The sequence below is a fragment of the Candidatus Saccharibacteria bacterium genome, assembly GCA_016700015.1.
GTDB lineage: Bacteria > Patescibacteriota > Saccharimonadia > Saccharimonadales > Saccharimonadaceae > Saccharimonas.
This window is the reverse complement of the sequence record CP064995.1, coordinates 928,751-945,399: the sequence shown is the minus strand read 5'-3', so window position 1 is coordinate 945,399 and position 16,649 is coordinate 928,751. Positions and strand designations below refer to the sequence as shown.

23 protein-coding genes are annotated in these 16,649 nt (G+C 47.6%); 3 read left to right on the top strand and 20 right to left on the bottom strand.

Translation table 11 applies throughout. The features are described from left to right. Positions 1–19: 19 nt before the first annotated feature. The 6 genes from IPM09_05160 to IPM09_05135 form a co-directional block, all read right to left on the bottom strand. Positions 20–1,321, bottom strand: a complete 1,302-nt coding sequence (locus tag IPM09_05160) for an MFS transporter (GenBank protein ID QQS21867.1) — start codon at positions 1,319–1,321, stop codon at positions 20–22. 32 nt (positions 1,322–1,353) lie between these two features. Then, positions 1,354–1,749 (bottom strand): DUF3052 domain-containing protein, encoded by a 396-nt coding sequence (locus tag IPM09_05155; GenBank protein ID QQS21866.1) that lies wholly within the window; start codon positions 1,747–1,749, stop codon positions 1,354–1,356. Between the two features lies 1 nt (position 1,750). Then, entirely contained in the window at positions 1,751–1,960 is a 210-nt protein-coding gene (locus IPM09_05150; protein ID QQS22478.1) for a hypothetical protein, read from the bottom strand. A gap of 29 nt (positions 1,961–1,989) precedes the next feature. Next, positions 1,990–2,328 (bottom strand): DUF1801 domain-containing protein, encoded by a 339-nt coding sequence (locus tag IPM09_05145; protein ID QQS21865.1) that lies wholly within the window; start codon positions 2,326–2,328, stop codon positions 1,990–1,992. Then, the gene (locus IPM09_05140) at positions 2,325–2,756 is read right to left on the bottom strand and encodes a DUF1801 domain-containing protein (protein ID QQS21864.1); all 432 of its coding nucleotides are present in this window, start codon (positions 2,754–2,756) and stop codon (positions 2,325–2,327) included. Before IPM09_05140 ends, IPM09_05145 begins: the two co-directional genes overlap by 4 nt. Before the next feature lie 215 nt (positions 2,757–2,971). Continuing rightward, positions 2,972–4,018, bottom strand: a complete 1,047-nt coding sequence (locus IPM09_05135) for a polyprenyl synthetase family protein (protein ID QQS21863.1) — start codon at positions 4,016–4,018, stop codon at positions 2,972–2,974. Positions 4,019–4,147: 129 nt separating this feature from the next. Between IPM09_05135 and IPM09_05130 the strand changes: the two genes are divergently transcribed. Further along, a complete protein-coding gene (locus IPM09_05130; GenBank protein ID QQS21862.1) occupies positions 4,148–5,587 on the top strand; it encodes a GuaB1 family IMP dehydrogenase-related protein in 1,440 nt (479 codons plus the stop codon). Between the two features lie 32 nt (positions 5,588–5,619). Here the strand turns inward: IPM09_05130 and IPM09_05125 are convergent, their stop codons facing one another. The 8 genes from IPM09_05125 to IPM09_05090 all read right to left on the bottom strand — a co-directional run bounded on the left by IPM09_05125 (position 5,620) and on the right by IPM09_05090 (position 10,530). Next, a complete protein-coding gene (locus tag IPM09_05125) occupies positions 5,620–6,234 on the bottom strand; it encodes a hypothetical protein (GenBank protein QQS21861.1) in 615 nt (204 codons plus the stop codon). Positions 6,235–6,326: 92 nt separating this feature from the next. After that, positions 6,327–7,325, bottom strand: coding sequence for a glycosyltransferase family 4 protein (locus IPM09_05120; GenBank protein QQS21860.1), 999 nt, complete (start codon positions 7,323–7,325; stop codon positions 6,327–6,329). A 48-nt stretch (positions 7,326–7,373) separates the two neighbouring features. After that, a complete protein-coding gene (locus IPM09_05115) occupies positions 7,374–7,871 on the bottom strand; it encodes a hypothetical protein (protein ID QQS21859.1) in 498 nt (165 codons plus the stop codon). Between the two features lie 21 nt (positions 7,872–7,892). Beyond that, on the bottom strand, positions 7,893–8,198 hold the full coding sequence (locus IPM09_05110; protein QQS21858.1) for an RNA-binding protein: 306 nt from the start codon (positions 8,196–8,198) through the stop codon (positions 7,893–7,895). A 176-nt stretch (positions 8,199–8,374) separates the two neighbouring features. Next, positions 8,375–9,145 (bottom strand): heliorhodopsin HeR, encoded by a 771-nt coding sequence (heR, locus tag IPM09_05105; GenBank protein ID QQS21857.1) that lies wholly within the window; start codon positions 9,143–9,145, stop codon positions 8,375–8,377. Between the two features lie 77 nt (positions 9,146–9,222). Further along, positions 9,223–9,735, bottom strand: a complete 513-nt coding sequence (locus tag IPM09_05100; GenBank protein ID QQS21856.1) for a kinase — start codon at positions 9,733–9,735, stop codon at positions 9,223–9,225. 43 nt (positions 9,736–9,778) lie between these two features. After that, positions 9,779–10,036, bottom strand: coding sequence for a hypothetical protein (locus tag IPM09_05095; GenBank protein ID QQS21855.1), 258 nt, complete (start codon positions 10,034–10,036; stop codon positions 9,779–9,781). After that, on the bottom strand, positions 10,018–10,530 hold the full coding sequence (locus IPM09_05090; GenBank protein ID QQS21854.1) for an SDR family NAD(P)-dependent oxidoreductase: 513 nt from the start codon (positions 10,528–10,530) through the stop codon (positions 10,018–10,020). Before IPM09_05090 ends, IPM09_05095 begins: the two co-directional genes overlap by 19 nt. A gap of 421 nt (positions 10,531–10,951) precedes the next feature. Between IPM09_05090 and IPM09_05085 the strand changes: the two genes are divergently transcribed. Then, entirely contained in the window at positions 10,952–11,434 is a 483-nt protein-coding gene (locus IPM09_05085; GenBank protein ID QQS21853.1) for a GNAT family N-acetyltransferase, read from the top strand. A 485-nt stretch (positions 11,435–11,919) separates the two neighbouring features. Here IPM09_05085 and IPM09_05080 read toward each other — a convergent pair whose 3' ends face one another. Then, complete coding sequence (locus IPM09_05080; protein QQS21852.1) at positions 11,920–12,459, bottom strand: hypothetical protein; 540 nt, start codon at positions 12,457–12,459, stop codon at positions 11,920–11,922. A gap of 175 nt (positions 12,460–12,634) precedes the next feature. Here IPM09_05080 and IPM09_05075 point away from each other — a divergent pair, with 175 nt between their 5' ends. Next, a complete protein-coding gene (locus IPM09_05075) occupies positions 12,635–13,126 on the top strand; it encodes a helix-turn-helix domain-containing protein (protein QQS21851.1) in 492 nt (163 codons plus the stop codon). On the opposite strand, the gene IPM09_05070 is transcribed toward IPM09_05075, so the two are convergent. From IPM09_05070 to IPM09_05050, 5 genes are all read right to left on the bottom strand, one after another. Beyond that, positions 13,110–13,601 (bottom strand): TIR domain-containing protein, encoded by a 492-nt coding sequence (locus tag IPM09_05070; GenBank protein QQS21850.1) that lies wholly within the window; start codon positions 13,599–13,601, stop codon positions 13,110–13,112. The two genes, IPM09_05075 and IPM09_05070, sit on opposite strands and share 17 nt — an antisense overlap. Then, positions 13,591–14,040 (bottom strand): hypothetical protein, encoded by a 450-nt coding sequence (locus IPM09_05065; GenBank protein QQS21849.1) that lies wholly within the window; start codon positions 14,038–14,040, stop codon positions 13,591–13,593. The genes IPM09_05070 and IPM09_05065 overlap by 11 nt, the downstream gene beginning before the upstream one ends. Before the next feature lie 165 nt (positions 14,041–14,205). Beyond that, complete coding sequence (locus tag IPM09_05060) at positions 14,206–14,697, bottom strand: hypothetical protein (GenBank protein QQS21848.1); 492 nt, start codon at positions 14,695–14,697, stop codon at positions 14,206–14,208. Further along, complete coding sequence (locus tag IPM09_05055; GenBank protein QQS21847.1) at positions 14,694–15,302, bottom strand: hypothetical protein; 609 nt, start codon at positions 15,300–15,302, stop codon at positions 14,694–14,696. Before IPM09_05055 ends, IPM09_05060 begins: the two co-directional genes overlap by 4 nt. Then, positions 15,299–16,648 (bottom strand): DUF2779 domain-containing protein, encoded by a 1,350-nt coding sequence (locus IPM09_05050; protein ID QQS21846.1) that lies wholly within the window; start codon positions 16,646–16,648, stop codon positions 15,299–15,301. Before IPM09_05050 ends, IPM09_05055 begins: the two co-directional genes overlap by 4 nt. Position 16,649: the final 1 nt, after the last annotated feature.

Here is a 16,649-nt window from a genome sequence, read left to right as displayed (position 1 = left end):
CAGTCGAAAACCGAAAAAGTCATCGTTCATCCGTCCTGTACTCGTGAGTCAACGACGTATACGCGCGCGATCGAAATGCCATGAGGGCTGCAATGAGCATGATGAGACTTGCACCCATAAATACAAGGGCCATACCGCGCGCTTCGCCCTGCCCAACCAGCCAGCCCCAGGTCGCCTTGCCTTCGGGACTTGCCATGTACGGAATGATCCACAGCTGGGCAATCGGACCAATCATGTAGGCCGAGACGGGTGAGGCCGCAGCTTCGACACTTTGCCCAAACCCAAACACCCGACCTTGTTTTTTGAGCGGCACGATTCTTTGCAATGTCGTTTGCTCGGCCGCTTCGATAACTGGAACCGTCGACATATAGGCAAACATACTGACCGCGAGTAACCACAACGACTCACGGATACCCATAACAAAACCAATGATCCCGACGACGACGTTACCAAGCAATAGTACGCGTAGCGGGTTTTTACCTAACCCCATTTTAGCAACGAGTGCCCCACCAACCATAAACCCGAGGCTCGAAATTGCATAGACAAATCCCCACATCTGCACACTGGTAAGTGTCAATCCATATGGGTCAAGTAATGTCATAAAGACCCCGCCGACTAGATTGTTAAATGTTGCAAACAATATCAGTGCCAGCAGGCCCGGCACGGCCCGTATGGCCAACCATGCGCCTCTGAAATCAACCAGTTTCTGTTGGAGTTTGGGGTCGTGTACGATCTGTTTTTCGTTGATTGTTACAAATAGCAAGTCGATGAGTGCAAAAACTGTCAGTGCGATTGAAATCACCAGCGTCCAACCCATGCCGAGGTAGCCAATGGCCAACCCGCTAAATATCGACGTAATCATAAAAGCCAGACCCTGCACCATGCCGACGAGCCCGTTGGCGTTCGCGCGCCTATCTTCAGGAACCATAATTGTCACGCAGGTACTCAGGGCAATATTGCGGCTATTCTCAACGATACAGCCACACAAAATAATCGTTGTAAACAACCAAAACCACGGACCACCTATTGTAAGCAGCTGCTCATGAGGCACAAATACATAGATAGCGCCACCTAAACCGTACATAAGTGCCGTTATGGCAGATGCGACCGTCATAACATGCTTTTTATGAAAGCGGTCAACCAATGTTCCGAAAAATAGCCCGGTGACCGCCAGCATCAACATATAGCTACCGCCGATGATTGCCGTAGCCATAACATTTTTTGTCTCTAAATATACCCAAAATGTCAACGCAAACCACAAAAAACTTGTCGTGACGTTGGCGATGAGCGTGTTGACTAGCAGACGATAGAAATTCTTCATTGTCCTAGTATATCAGTTGGCCATGATGAGCGTTATCTATCTTTGACACGGTAGACGAACAGCAAACCCGACCACGTAGCGTCGATGGCGGCAACCTTAACATCAACAAGGCCAGTAGTCAGCATATATTCGCGGACGGTATTGCCGGTCAGGTCGGTCGCAACCTCGGCGGACTGCTTAGGCCATGACACCCACAATTTGCCCGTCTTGGCCAGGAGCGGCAATGCTTGGCCAGACGAACGAACAAGCTCGTCATGGTTTCTCACGAAGATATGAATAAAATCATACGGCTCTGCCGCACCAAGTGTTATGTCGTCACAAACGTGGGTATAATACGGTGCTACCTTATCGACATACGAAATTTTTCCTGGTTTGTAGCCGAGTTTTTGCAGAAGCGGCATACCGCTATATCCTTCTTGCGCCCTCATATTACATCTGCAGCATTTTCATTATTTCGTATACCACAAAAGCTGGCCAGACTATGGCTTTGAACACACCGAGCACGCCTACCCAGAAACCGCTGGCTGTCGAGATATAGTAGACCAATGCACCGAGCACACCAAGGCTGTAGACGGCGTTGCCGCTACCGCTATAGTTTCGCCTGCTCTTTCTGTGGTGGTCGTATTCGCAACTACACACTTTGTCTGATTGTTTCATATCCCTCCTTATTATACTGTTAATTGCTTGACACGATATACAACCACTCGCCTCACGAGATCGACTGGCAATGGTTGGTCGTGCGGAAACTGCACAGAACCCTTGCCTTGTTTATACTTCGCAAAGTCAGTTTTGAAGGTTTCGTGACCGTTTGGTGTAGCGTAGAACCCGATGTGGTTTTTATACCCAGCAAAGTAAACAAGCGGCTTACCGTGTAGTTTGTATGCTGGCATGCCATAGGCCATCGATTCTTCGGCGCCTGGTGAAACTTCACGGATAGTTCGGCGCATGGTTTCAAGCCGTTCACGTACGTCGCTGTGGAATTGTCCGATATAGTCGTCAACTGTCATGATGCGGCTGAAGTTGTATGAGAATATGAATTTTTGATCATGGTACGCAAGACCGACTCATCGATATCGGAAAGTTTTTTGATATAAAGGCAACCCTTGCCGCGCGTATGCGGACCAAGCTTTTCGAGAAGTTTGTTGTTTGGTTCGTTTTCGTCGTAGAAAACCAGTCCATAGAGTACCAGTGCGGATTTACGGGGCGAGAAGCCGACTTTGAGCATATCGCCCTCACGACCAGACTCGTACTTATAATGATAGCTGCCAAAGCCAATCATACTCGAACCCCACATGACTGGTTCAACCCCAGTCACTTCTCTCATAATTGCCAGTACCCGCCGGGCTTCTGACCGGCGCGGCTCCGCTACTGCGTCGATAAACTCATCGACACTGACGTCAGTTGGCTTGGTTTTAATGTCGCTCGATGTACTCATAGCACCTCCTGTTGGTAGCCTCATTATAGCAGGCGTCCGGATCGCAAGTGTCACGTACATACCGTTGTGATTATTACAACTTAACCTTAATCCGTGCGATGCTTTCACCTACTCAGAGCGTCAACACTAGCGCCATATAGCCGAGCATCCCTATACACAAATACTCATGCACACCAGCTGACGAGCCTTGGTGAGGGCAATGAGGTACGGAGTTGCTAGACCTGCCTACCTCTGAGCTGCCGTGTAAACTGCTCTAGTTCCGTGCGACGCGGCCCTGGCTCAAGTGCCTGCAAGTGCTGCATAGCAGTAGTGAAATATCGCTCAGCGAGCTGACGTGTTTTTTGACGCGCGCCCGACGCTTCAAGATCTACCCTAAGAGCAGCTAACTCAGCCGAAGAGGCATCGGCGTTGCCGAATACGGCAAACCGTTGCCGCTGCTCATCATTCATACCTTCTCTGTGATAGGTGATAAGAGCGGTCAACTTGCCTTCTCGCAAATCTGTTTCGTTCGACTTACCCGTCGCTGATTCATTACCGAAAACGCCGAGTAAATCGTCCTCGATTTGAAACGCAATACCGACGTTTATAGCATATTGTCGAAGTGTTTCAATGGTTGCCTCGTCAACACCGGCACAATACGCGCCCGACAGCAGTGGCCCGATAAAACTATAGCTCGATGTCTTGTAGCGATAGACGATCAGCGGATCAAACACAGTATCGGTCACAAACCCGGCTTCGACATCAAGCAATTCACCGCCAATAACTTCGTAGATCGATTCATGAAGTTGAGCGACAACCTGTGTCGTCACTGCCTGGTCATAGCCGGCACTATACACCAAACGATAGGCCTCAGACAGCAGCGCATCGCCCGCTAGCATTGCCGCCGCGTGTGCGTAATGTGTCGAGAGTTGTGTATCGAGATAACCACCATAGAGCGATTTATAGATGCCGTTCATATTTGGCACTCCTCTGCGGACATCGTCCTGGTCGATGATATCATCATGCATTAGCATTGCGACATGCGCGAGTTCCTGAGCAGCCGCAACTGGCACCAGTCGCTCATCATACGCACCATACCCCACAAACGTAAGGTATGGTCGGATCCGTTTTCCGCCATTCATCACCATATTACTAGTATGCGACCACAGTGCTTCGTATGAGTGCCCAATACTCACAGCACGGTCACGCCGCTGTTGGAGAAGTAGCTTGATATACGCATCGACTGCATGCAAAACCTTATCCCGCAATACAACTGTGCTCATTGGGCCTCATTGTATACTAAAGGTGTTATCGTCGCCACTGATAAGAGAGTTGCCATCTTGTCTATGGTTGTAGATCATTGCATACTCGATACAATAGGAACTGAGATAATATAACTGAGGATAACCCGAGTGCAGTTTCTCCATGACCAACCACCGACAACCGAACTCACCTACAATGATGTGTTTTTGGTGCCACGCAAAACCACCATTTCGTCACGCCAAGATGTTAGCCTAACAACACCCGACCCATTAGCCCTACCGCTACCGATCATGGTCTCAAATATGACGGCAGTGGCGGGAAAACGGATGGCCGAGGTGACCGCACGGCGCGGTGCCGTCACAGTACTCCCACAAGACACGCCACCCGATATGCTTGCAAGTATGATTAGTTACGTGAAGTCGTGTCACCCAGTATTCGATACGCCTATCACACTCACCCGCACTCAGACCGTCAATGACGCGCTGAGCCTCATCCCAAAACGGTCGCATGGTCATGCGATTATTGTCGAGAATGGTAAGCCTGTTGGGGTCGTTAGCGAGCGTATGCTCGGTAGTCTCGACCGTTTTACCCGCCTTGGCGATATCATGCAAACCCATCTCATCACAGTGCGCGATACTGCCAAGCCTGACACTATCTACACAACACTAGATACGCACCGACTTACCTTTGTGCCGGTTGTCAATCGTTCTGGCAAGCTAGTAGGATGTGCCACAAAAAAGTCTGCACTGCGCTCGACCTTGTATAAACCGGCACTCGATGCAAAAGGCAGGTTACTTGTTGCGGTGGCGGTTGGTATCAATGGAGATGTTGTCGCTAAAGCAAAATTTCTTGTCGAGCACGGTGCGGATATTATCGTCATCGACACCGCCCATGGGCATCAGCAAAAGATGATTGATGCCATTGGTGCCGTCCGCGCCGCGCTGCCGTCAGTGCCGATTGTTGCCGGCAATGTCGCTACTGCGGAGGCGACCACTGAACTGCTGAATGCCGGTGCCGATATCGTCAAAGTCGGGATTGGACCAGGTGCTATGTGCACAACAAGGATGATGACGGGCGTCGGACGCCCACAGTTTTCGGCTGTTTATGAGTGCGCCCAGGCTGCTCGCTCCCTTGGCAAACACGTCGTTGCCGACGGCGGCATTCGCCACCCTCGTGATGTTGCGCTCGCTCTCGCGGCTGGCGCTAGTTCAGTTATGTTTGCCTCCTGGCTCACCGGCACCCACGAAAGTGCCGCCGATATGATACGCGATAATGAGGGGCGGCTGTATAAGGTTAACTACGGCATGGCATCACATCGTGCCGTCAAAAATCGTAATGCACGTGAAACACCGTTTGATCAAGCCCGTAAAGAACTGTTTCAGGAAGGTATCTCGGAATCACGCATCTATCTTGACCCATCTGCCCCAGGGGTAGAAGATATCCTCGACAAAATCGCCTCAGGGCTACGCAGCGCCATGACCTATTCAGACGCAGCAACTCTCGACGAATTTAGCGCAAATGCCATCATTGGCATTCAATCGACAGCCGGGTATGACGAGGGCCGACCACTCCATACCAGCTGGATGTAGCGCCAAATTTCAGGGCGAGGTATTTTGTGATACTAGAAACCTAGTGCGATCACATCAACTACGAAAACAGTAATGGTCTGGCTAGACGTGCCCGAACCATTAGTACATGTTAGTGTATACGTTTGCGTTTCTTTAAGTGGTCCAGTTGTGTAACTACCCGACGCCGGAAGGCCCGAAACCCCATGCGAGCTCAGCGAGCAGTCCCCGTCAACAACATTGACCGTGGACCAATTAAGTGTGGTTGACTCTCCGTAGAGGATGGAGCTTGGGCTCGCAACGAACGCGGTAATCATGGGTGTATTTGAAGACGCCACCGATACTGTCACGACATTAGAAGTCGCCCTTCCAGAACTATTTACACAAGTCACATAAAAGCCAGTTGTGCCAACTAGGTTATTGATTGTATAGCTCGCAGACGAGCCCATAATCGTTTTTCCAGTTGGAAAGAGTGTACAGTATGATGCGCGCTGGCTCGACCAGCTCAGGGTCACGCTCTCTCCCTGCAGAATTGACACGGAGCTTGCGGTTAGTGAAGGTTTAGCGGGTGCTTTTACGGCAGCGCTAGCCGGAAATGAAGCGCCAATAACCGCCAGAGTTGCTACAAGCACAGCTAAGACTACACTGGTAATATTTAATTTGCCTCTCATATTATGCAAACATCCTCCTATGGTTATATGTACTCTTAGTTATACAAAACTTTCTGGCTGGCGTATATAGTATAGCTGACATAATAAAAATATTAGTTGTGTTTCAACGCCATCAGCAGTCCGTCAACTGAATCATCAAGACGAAATTCACGCCTAGCTTGGTCACGCTCTCTTCTGGTCGCGCTCCCGAGAGCACGCGCTTGCTTGATACCGGTCATAAGAGCCAGTGGGCTTCGCGGCTCAACGAGAGTGAGCAATCCACAATTGGTTTCTGGCAAACCCCCTACATTGCTCGCAACAACACGACACCCGGCATGCTGCGCTTCGATCGAAAGCATCCCAAACGGTTCAGCAAACACCGATGGCATGAGTAGTACATCGACGTGTGCGAGTAGTTCGGCCATCTCATTAACCGATTTCTTTGCAGGAATAAGCCGTGCAAAAGGATGTCCTTGCAACATACGCGCAATCTCGCGACCAACCGCTACGTGCTGTCCTGCTGTAACAATAGCTAGTCGATATTCGTGATTCTGCATGTCCTGCTGGTGCATCATTTCAAGTATTGTGTATATACCCTTCTCGGGATGTAGCCTGCCAGCATAGACAATGCGCGTATATTTTGACGGCTTATGACGTATCACAGCACCATACTTTGGGTCGGCAAATGGCAAGACGACATTGATACGAGCATACGGTATATCGAGATAAAGTGCCCATTGCTGCGCACTGTAGACACTGGTGGCGATAACTGTCTTATCGACAATATAGGATTGATACCGTTGTCGATCTGTCACCTTAGGTATCGAACAGTGTAGAATAATAGCCGACTTGCGTTGGGTTGGAACGTGATAGGCTTTGTTCACAAAAACCACAGTTCCGACCAGTTGACCTATAGACTTCTCGTCTGCAAACGACACAAACGGCACGTCACGAAAGTCCTGACGGCCGTCTTTGATGCCATGACCGATTGTAACCACCTGTGCATCGATACCGCGCCGCAACAGCTCACGAACGTGCCCCGCCGTGTAGGTCTCTGAACCACCGGTACCTCCAAGCATTGGCTCACCAGGTGGCCATACAAATGAAATCATACTAGTCCTTTCTTTAATCTAATGTCGACGAGTATTTAGGGGTGACGCTTAGTACGGAGATGTCCGCGTAATCGTGCTCGCTTTTATGAGCTGATTACCATAAATATAGGCGTGCTTGTGCCAATAGGGCTTACTCTTAGACGATTCGTTAAGGCTGCCTGGTAGCGCGGGCTTCGGTGTGCCCATGTAAATATCGTCTGCGTAGTAGCATTTGTCGAGTTGGCTACGAACAAACACCATCGTTATCAACTGTGTGGGTATTGGTTTATCGATTTTCGTGAAGGGAACATACACCGTCTCCTTCGCTAGCTGTGCATAAAACACACTATCCCTGTTGACAGCTTCAATCACGAAATCATAGCCGATAGTGTGCTGCATATCATGTGTCACTACGACGCGCTCACCGTTTAGTGTGATGGTTCGGAGTGCCTCACCAGCCAGTGTAACCAGGTGCGGGTGCCGCGAGATTGCCTCGGCGGCGTACGAGCTTGCCAGGTCAACTTCAACACGATGCCCGTTTTTTGAGCTACCTACATAGAGTGACATGAGTATTGATACTCCTGGGTATTAGCGACGACCAAAGCCACCACGATAATCTCCGCCACCCTGTGGGCGTGGACGATCCTCGCGCGGTTTAGCGATATTCACCACAATGGTACGCTCCTCAAAGTCTTTACCATCAAGTGTCTCAATCGCTTTTTGTGCATCAGCGTCGTTTTCCATTTCGACAAATCCAAAGCCGCGCGAGCGACCAGTTTCTCGGTCGGTAGCGACTTCGGCACTGACTACGGTGCCGAACTGCGCAAACAGCGCGTTCAAGCTATCATTTGTGGTATTGAAGGACAATTTTCCTACATATAATTTTGTTGCCATGGGTACATGAACCTTTCTATCAGCTAATATTGTGCGAGATAGGGTCTAGTGCAGTAGCCGAGAATAAAATGAGTTTGGTGCCACACTTGTACGCTTGGTTAAGGAGTAGAATAACTTGCTATCACTAGTATATCAGACAATCGAAAAATATGCTATGTCAACAACTTGCCAGACTATTAGTTCGGGATTAGCGTGTTGGCAAAGATCTGAATCGCCAGTGCTGCTTTGGCAGTGAAGCTTAGTACGATATACGCACGCTCACCGCGCAAATAGTCTTTCCACTTTCCGAGTGCTCGGTACTGCTTGTACTGAACCAGTGCGAATGAATTAAACAGAAGGAATATCGACACAATAATACCGTAGACAAACGCTGGCGGTGTAGCGTCAGACGGCGAGTTGGGTGATAGTACCGAAATAAGCACGATAAGCCACGGCACGATTCCTGCAATACAACCAAATATAAAGGGCAGCCATTCACGTGAGCCTGGACGCGTATACTTTTCTTGCAGCCAGCCGAACAAGATCATCGATACATTTACCCCAGCTATGCCGAGAAGCGCGCCATAATCACTAATCCCCGTAATCTGCGCGATAAGCAAAATCATCAGTGTCGAGCTGATCGAGTACTCAACCCAACGAAACACATTGATTGTGTTGCTAAGACCGGTAATATAGCGCCCGAAGAACGCCTTCGATGCCACCAGTACGTGGAAAAATGCCGACAGCCCCAAAAACAGCGCTACGGCGTAACCCACTCGCACATCAAACAACGTGACTGGGTCTGTATACATTGAGCCAGGAGGGCCCGCCAGGTACGTCGCTGTCACCGGCAGTGAAAACGAGTTCGAGCAGTACAGCACAAATAGTGCTAGCGCTAGGTGAAACACCGCGGCGGCGATATTGAGTTTTCGAAGTGATTGTTTTGCTGCGTGTGTGATATTCGTCATAGCTTCATCATAGCATAAACAATTTGGCGCTTATACCTGCCCGATCCCATGTGGTGCACTAACTCGCCCTGCAGCCGCTACGCATTACCAACATCAGCGATAATTTGAGTAGTGATATCTTCGACACTCTTAGATTTATCGAGTAGCTTCTCGCCATCTATGTGTAGGTAGTCCTTCTCGTTCCACCATTCGCGCATTTCTTTTTCTCCAAATTCGTGGGCATTTGGTTTAGTGGCGTGCCTTCGCAGCGTTTCATCAAACGGTATGTCGAGGTAGTACACATGTGCTTCATCAAACTGACTGGCTAATTGTTGAAGCATTGGACCATACTTTTTTGTAGCAAGTATCCCTTCGAGTATCACAGTTCTCCCTTGTCTACGGCCGAACTCTACCACCAATTCGATTAGCTCAATCACCGAGCGTTTCTCTAGCATATCGCGCTCTCGCAGCATGTCACGTCGCAGCACATCTTGCTGGACAAGCAGGGTGTTGTCGCTCAAACCGTCACCAATTCTACTGCGCAGTTCTTTGGCGACAGTCGTCTTCCCGCTCCCCGAATTTCCGCGAATGATAATGAGTGTTGAGGGCATGGCTATATAGTAGCAGAACCCCTATCTCATTGGTCAACTTCAACTATACTTCAGAGTTCTTGTCGATTAGTGCTGCTTGCACGCGGTAGGGTGCAATCCTCACGAGGAAGTTAGTAAGGATCTTGTTTGTGAATCCATAGGTGATCTCTGACTTTCCGCTCATCATCGCTGCATACGCCGCCTCAGCGACCGCATCAGCGGAGACGCCACGTTCTTTTGTGCCCACCTTTGCCCGCACAAAAAAGTTCGTCTTTGTCGCACCGGGGTTGAGGTTTGTCACCGTCACGCCGTGAGGTGCCATAGAGCAAGTGCTCGCGAGAAGCTTCTCACAAAAGCCTTTGTCGCATAGTACACCGGTTGTTTCGGGCCGGGCACAAATGCTGCGACTGACGCAACATTCAGGATCTTCCCTCGCTTTTTCTTTATGAAATCATTACCAAAATAGTGCGTCAGTTCCATTAATGCCTGGGCGTTTAGTTGCACCATGTCTATGTTATCGGCGATGTCTTCTTTGAAAAAATCACCGACCAATCCAAAGCCGGCATTGTTGACGAGTATCTCGATACCGTCACTCTTTAGCTCGTCGTAAAGTTTTCGTGCTGCGCCCGGTTTTGATAAATCCGCTTGTTTAATGTCAACACTTATCTTGTGGTCTTTTTGCAGTGTTTGCTGAGCGAGCGCGAGATGCTCGACATTCCGTGCCGCGAGGACGATGTCATGACCATGCGCTGCAGCGACCCGCGCTAACGCGTAACCAATCCCGCCCGACCCCCCAGTGATAAGTATCTTTTGCATAGTCGTATTGTAACATTTTGGATAGTATGGCCGTACTTGAAAGAATATTTCCTCTCCTTGATGATATTCACTACTGGACGAGAGGGCGCTACAAAAGTGATAGGCAAAACGAAGTGATTATAGAAGCCGACACAGATAGTGCGGAAAAGATCTAGATAGAAACTTGAAAGGATAGTTTCATACTAGATGAAATAAGTTTGCATAATTCAAATAGACACTCGCACGAGAGGTTAGACAAAAATAAAAATCACCTATTCGATGATTCTTATTTTGGCTCACGTTATTAGACGAGCTTCAGAAAAATTCTCAATTGCCAGTTGAACTAGATCTCACAACAACTCATTTTGTGTCTATATTTTAATATCATCGTTCATAATAATTTATTGAGCTAGTACGCTTATTGGGCTACTATATTACTACCATGGATATTATCGAAGCAACCCCGAGCCACCTACCCACTATTATTGAGATGGGCGAGATGCTGCAAAATGAATCAAAAGCATACGAACCAGAACTCATTTTTAATTATGATAAATCATATAGGCACTATGCAAACGAACTCTCTAACCCAGATGCCCGCGTTATCATTGCGGTTGTAGACAAAGAAATTGTAGGATACCAGTACAGTTTTGTTACAGTTTTAGATTATCTATCATCGCACAACCGTGAATGCACACTTGAGGCTTTATATGTTGACCCAAAGTTTCGAAATCAGGGTATTGGTGCTACTCTCATGCGAGAGGCTGTAGCGTGGGCAAGCGACATCATGAAGGTCGATCGTGTTAAAGCCAATATCTATAGTAATAACAGGCCTTCCGCGTCAATCCATGAAAAATATGGTTTCGCTCCCTACTGCACTGAATATATCAAGCTAATCAATAGCAACGAACCGCCACGCGCATAGCAGGTACCGTTAAGCGACCCTCACTAATAAGCTGCCGCGATGATTTCGAGCTCCGCTGCGCGTCGCTGACTAACCACCTCACGTGTTACTAAATTCTCACTCATATAAATCAATGGTATCCATCACGTAGGTGACCTGCAAGCATGGCTGTCTTATCATACCCAGTGGAGTATGTGATTCATTCCACAGATAATTTCCTTGCATCGCCACTAATTAACTGAAAATTTTACTAATGTCTGCATGTAGAAATACCGGCTCAAGTCCTAGTTTTCGAAGTATCCTACGACAAAACACCTTGTTTTCGTATAGCTTGAAGTCCTGAACATGCTACGAAGCGTTCGGGAACTTGAAAGGATAGTCCCTGAACGGATTAAATAAGTTGCATAATTCAAATAGATACTCATCAAAAATTTGGCCAAAAATAAAAATCACCTCTTCAGTGATTATTATTTTTGGCTCCCACTAGCAGATGCAGCTTGCAACAATCAAGAAAACAAAAGCTTCTTTATTTCGACAACCGATGGCCCCCTTATAAATGATGCGCTATCGATTCCAAGTTGTTTTGCAAGTTTTGCTATACCATCATCCGTATCGGACTTTATCTCCACGCTCGTATAGTCTGGCGCGATAATCTCAAGATCAACAACATCACCTTTTGACAGAAGATACTGCCACCCCACCCGTGAGAAAGTGAAGTCCTTTTGATATTCGCTAAGATGGATATCATTAACATACTTTACCGCATCTTCCTCGCTATCAAATTCCACTCTGGCGGGAATCGCAGACACCTTACCAATATTACGCGGTGTCGTTTGCTTAATTGACACTATCACGTCTTTCTCATCCCAAATATTTTTTGGCATTACTCGAAGTCGAAGAAATTCATCGCCGAGACTGACCGACGCATCTTTTTTGGCATATATCGTATCAATGATTTCATACTTTCCTTTTAGCACGGCACCGTCATGGATGAGGAAGGACCTTATAGAGTCAATATCTATCTTAAATGCGCGCGCTTCAATCATATAAGGAAGTATAGGGCATCCCTTGCAAAACAAAAACACCTTGCTCGCGCAAAGTGCTTATGCCTGGCTCCCCATACCTGTCGCGAACTCGTTTACGGGGGTTGTACGCTACAAATGGGACACAAAAAGTATAGAATCAAAAGTGTCTCATAAGGCGAAAAAGGAAGGTAGTAATATGGCAAAAGTGGAACAAAAACCGCACGAATTCACGGAGGAAGAGCGGCAAAGATTGGTTGATTTTATGGACATTTTGATACAAATTGACCAGAAGGAAAAGGCTCGTTTTGCACGACTCAAAGACGAACCTAATGGATTCGCTATGGCAGGTGAAGGTCGAGATTGTGGGCTGTGCGGCATGAGTGTATGGGATAAAACGGACGGATGGTTTGATAAATGGGGCTTTAAATGTAGGAATTGCCAGGATGCAGTGAATAAACGCAAGATACCTGGGTCGCTTTGTGGCGACTGGCGGCACAAGAAATCTATACCAGACACCACCCTCGCAATGAAATTAGGTGTAAGTGTACACACGATTCGAAAACAGATACGAGAAGGTAAAATTATTGGACGAAAGATACCGGGCGGACCATATATGATACTACGGAAAGATAATCCCAACCTACAGGTCGAGACAATCGCACTTGGAACGTCTAGTACCTGCCCCTGATCTCTATCGCCTCTTCAACCCAATCTTCGATGTTGTTTTTGATATGGTCATAGACGTTAGTGCTCGTCGTATAGGGCGGATCGTAAGCCTTAACAATCGAGTCTAGGGCGACGCCATCTATATTAAAACCGGAGAATGGATTTGCGCCTTTTGTCGACTGATCGCCCGCACTATTCTTAAGGTTATGGATATACACCCCGACGACTCCCTTGCCGTCATTCCAAGCTTTCTTGATTTCATGGTCTATCCATTTTCTATTAGCGGTGTTTGACCCAACCAAGACTACTGCGCAGCTTTTTCCAGACATCTGGTCGTTTATCCATTTTTCAATTGCATCGTCACCACCATCTGCGATGTCCTCCCAGTCGTTATCAGAAACAGGGTTATTACCTTCGACTACGCCGATACTGCGTACCTGTGCTGCACGCCAATTATCTGGTTTGTAGTGAAAACTAAAAAATACCTTACGCACCATAGTGTATCAACACCTCCAAGCTTATGTTATTTATTGCGAAGATTAAGAATATCAATAACATGAGCACGACACCGTAAAATAGACTAAGAATCGTGGTCTTTAGCGTCTTCAGCCAGTTTTTGAAACCGATATATTCTTTTGCGGGAGTCATGGCGAAGTCTATGTCACTTGGGTCGGTCGCCGCTACTTTCTCGTATAACTTACGAAATGCCCTTTCATTCATAAGATAATAAGCATCAATAGCCCAAAATAAAAGTGTTGAAACGACAGGAATGAGCATCAAAGTGTGGTCGCTCTCCTTGCCTGCGAACGCAGAAACTGCGGCGATAATGGTTATTGACCACCCCTTAAATAGAAATGAATTCGAGCCCATACGCGATATAACAGCCTGGATCATCTCCAGGTGTTTTCGTTTATCCTCTGGGCTTCCCTTGCTCATAAGCTCATTATAGAGTCGTAAGCTATCAATTACAACGTGCTCAACCTCCGCGCAATAACATATAGTGATATATCGCTGACATATTCACGAAGGAGCACGGCATTTCATACATTGATCCATTTTGCCACCCCAGAAACGATAAGTGAACTTTTCGCCTATCTAAGATTAATCTTCTATAGACTCCTGGATGGAGGTCAGGTAGCTCGTTAATCTATTCTGCCTTTCGTAGAACTCCTCAGTGAGCACACCTACGTCATAGAAGTCATTGTTATACACCAACACGAGTTCGATCGGGTCGTCCGGCCTAGATACATGCAAAGGAACTCCATGGGCTACAACGTTCCTGATGTCCTTCCATCTGTACAAATCACTTTTATTCTGACGCGAGAATCCAAGCCTGAGATTTATAGCTATCTTTTTCACGAGACCTATTTTAGTGTCAAGCGTCATAGGTTGGACGATATCCCTCTTCAACCTTTCTTGGGAATCAATATCCTGCCTACTGTAGTAACTCGCGATGACGCCATTTATGTACATCTCGATCGAGTTGACCTGACCTACGATCTTACCTACCTGAATATAAAACCATAGGTCTTGGCGCAAACTTGGCTCTCCGTCGATAATCGCAAGGTAGTCATCCGTGATTCGTTTCTTCATTTTGCCCACGCCTCGTTCTGTAGGTCACAGATACTCTGCGCGAGCTGGTCAGGATCCTTAGATAAATCAATCTCTACCCAGCTCTCAAGTGCATTATTTTCCGCAAGCACCGCTAGCTCCTTTTCGTACAGGTCGTCATCAAACCATTTAAACGGCTTACTGAAGTCTATAGCGTCAGTCTTTTCTTCTCCCCACTCGGTCGGCTTTATCTTATCGAGTAGTGGGAGTATGTCTGGTCTCAGATAAGGGCTCAGAACTTCCTTAGCGTTATTCTCGCCCCTCCAGCAGTGGGTGGTGAGCCAGTAAGTCGTATACGGATACCGATCTAAAACAGTCTGAATGAATTCATTGGCATAATTAGCGGCGGTTTTTTCATTTGCGAGTAGCACGCCGTCGATGTCGAGATAAATACTTGTAGCATTGGTATCGAAGTCTATTTCGCAGTTGTTACAGTAACGATTCGGGTCACCTCCTAATACGACACACCCGCCTAAGTGAACTTTTCCGGCTTCAACATCTCGCTCAAGCTTCTCGGTGAAATCAGGCATGCCATACTGAATGCGACACGTGTTTGTCGAACCACAGCTAGGGCATGCTACTCTCATTGTTCACGTAATCTCCGATATATCTCGACCATCGCCAACGTATCCAACCCGCAATACTCCAGTAAATCAGCGAGTATCTTTTCCTTCTCTGCTTCGCGGGTGCCATCTAGTACCGCCTCCATCCACAATCGCTGAGCGGAACCACCTTCCTGAATGCCCAAGGTTTTGTATGACAGCTCAGGACACAGTACGGGCAGCACTTTTTTGATACTCGCACTCCCCTCAAACCGAGGATCGTCGTACCATTTCTTTTTAAACGGAATAATCAAATCGACCACTCGATCGTTGAGTGCTGCCATAGCCACTCTATACTCCGGAAACATCTCACCCAGTTCGGCGTTACGCGATTTTTCAAAGCCTTCGAACCATACAATAACTGAACCCTCCGTACCGACGTCGCCCACTAGTTGCTCGACAAGCGGACGTGCTGGATCAGAATTATCGCGGTGTAGAAATTCGCGATGCTCGAGTTCGCCATCTGGTGTTTGCAAAATATGCAATGAATACTGCATGGGAACCTGTTGGTACGGGCGCTGGCCATCAAAATGCGGAATAATTCCAGACATTGTTTCGTAATCGAGGAAGTATAGTGGGTATGTTAAGTCGTTCAAGAAACCAGCGATAGCCTGTTTATCAATCGTCGGTGCGGTATCTTCTGGCCATACTTTCGGCTCAGGCGGGAAGATATTTTCGTAAATTTGCAGCCACTCTGCCTTTGCTCCTAGCTTCGTGAGATTTGGATTCGGGTCGGGCATTGTCGTCGACTGCACCACCTGTGCCGCCACTTGCATATAGCCGGGTGTCTTGGCGGCAATTTCATTTACTTTACCGGTCACGTCTTCAAAAGCCGTAAGCTCGCGTGGATTAACTTCACCACGCCGTACATACTGATTATTGACATGTATTACCGATGTATTGCGAACTGATAACCCATTGCCTTCTAGCACTACCTTCTGAAATGCCAGATCATACAGATGCTCGGGTTTTACTTTTGTACTCGATTTAATTTCGTATAGGTCAACAGTGTTGCCCTCTACAACCGACACGATATCTGATATACAAGTAAAGTCTTTCCATTCAAATCGAGGCTGAAACAAAATCCGCGCCCCCGATTCGAGCGCCTGCCGAGTGCGGACCGGTAATGATAGATATTCATCGTAGTCACCGAAACCAAGCGTCACACCTTCGGGAAAAAGAGACTCAACGTACGGCTCAAATGCATGACCGGCATCAAACATCGCCTGCGTTGCATCATCTACAGGTGGAATCCTGCCAGGATCGTGCTTCTTCACCCAGAGCCAGGCTGGATGTTTGAGGAAGAGCATGTAGTCGGATTTTGAAATCATA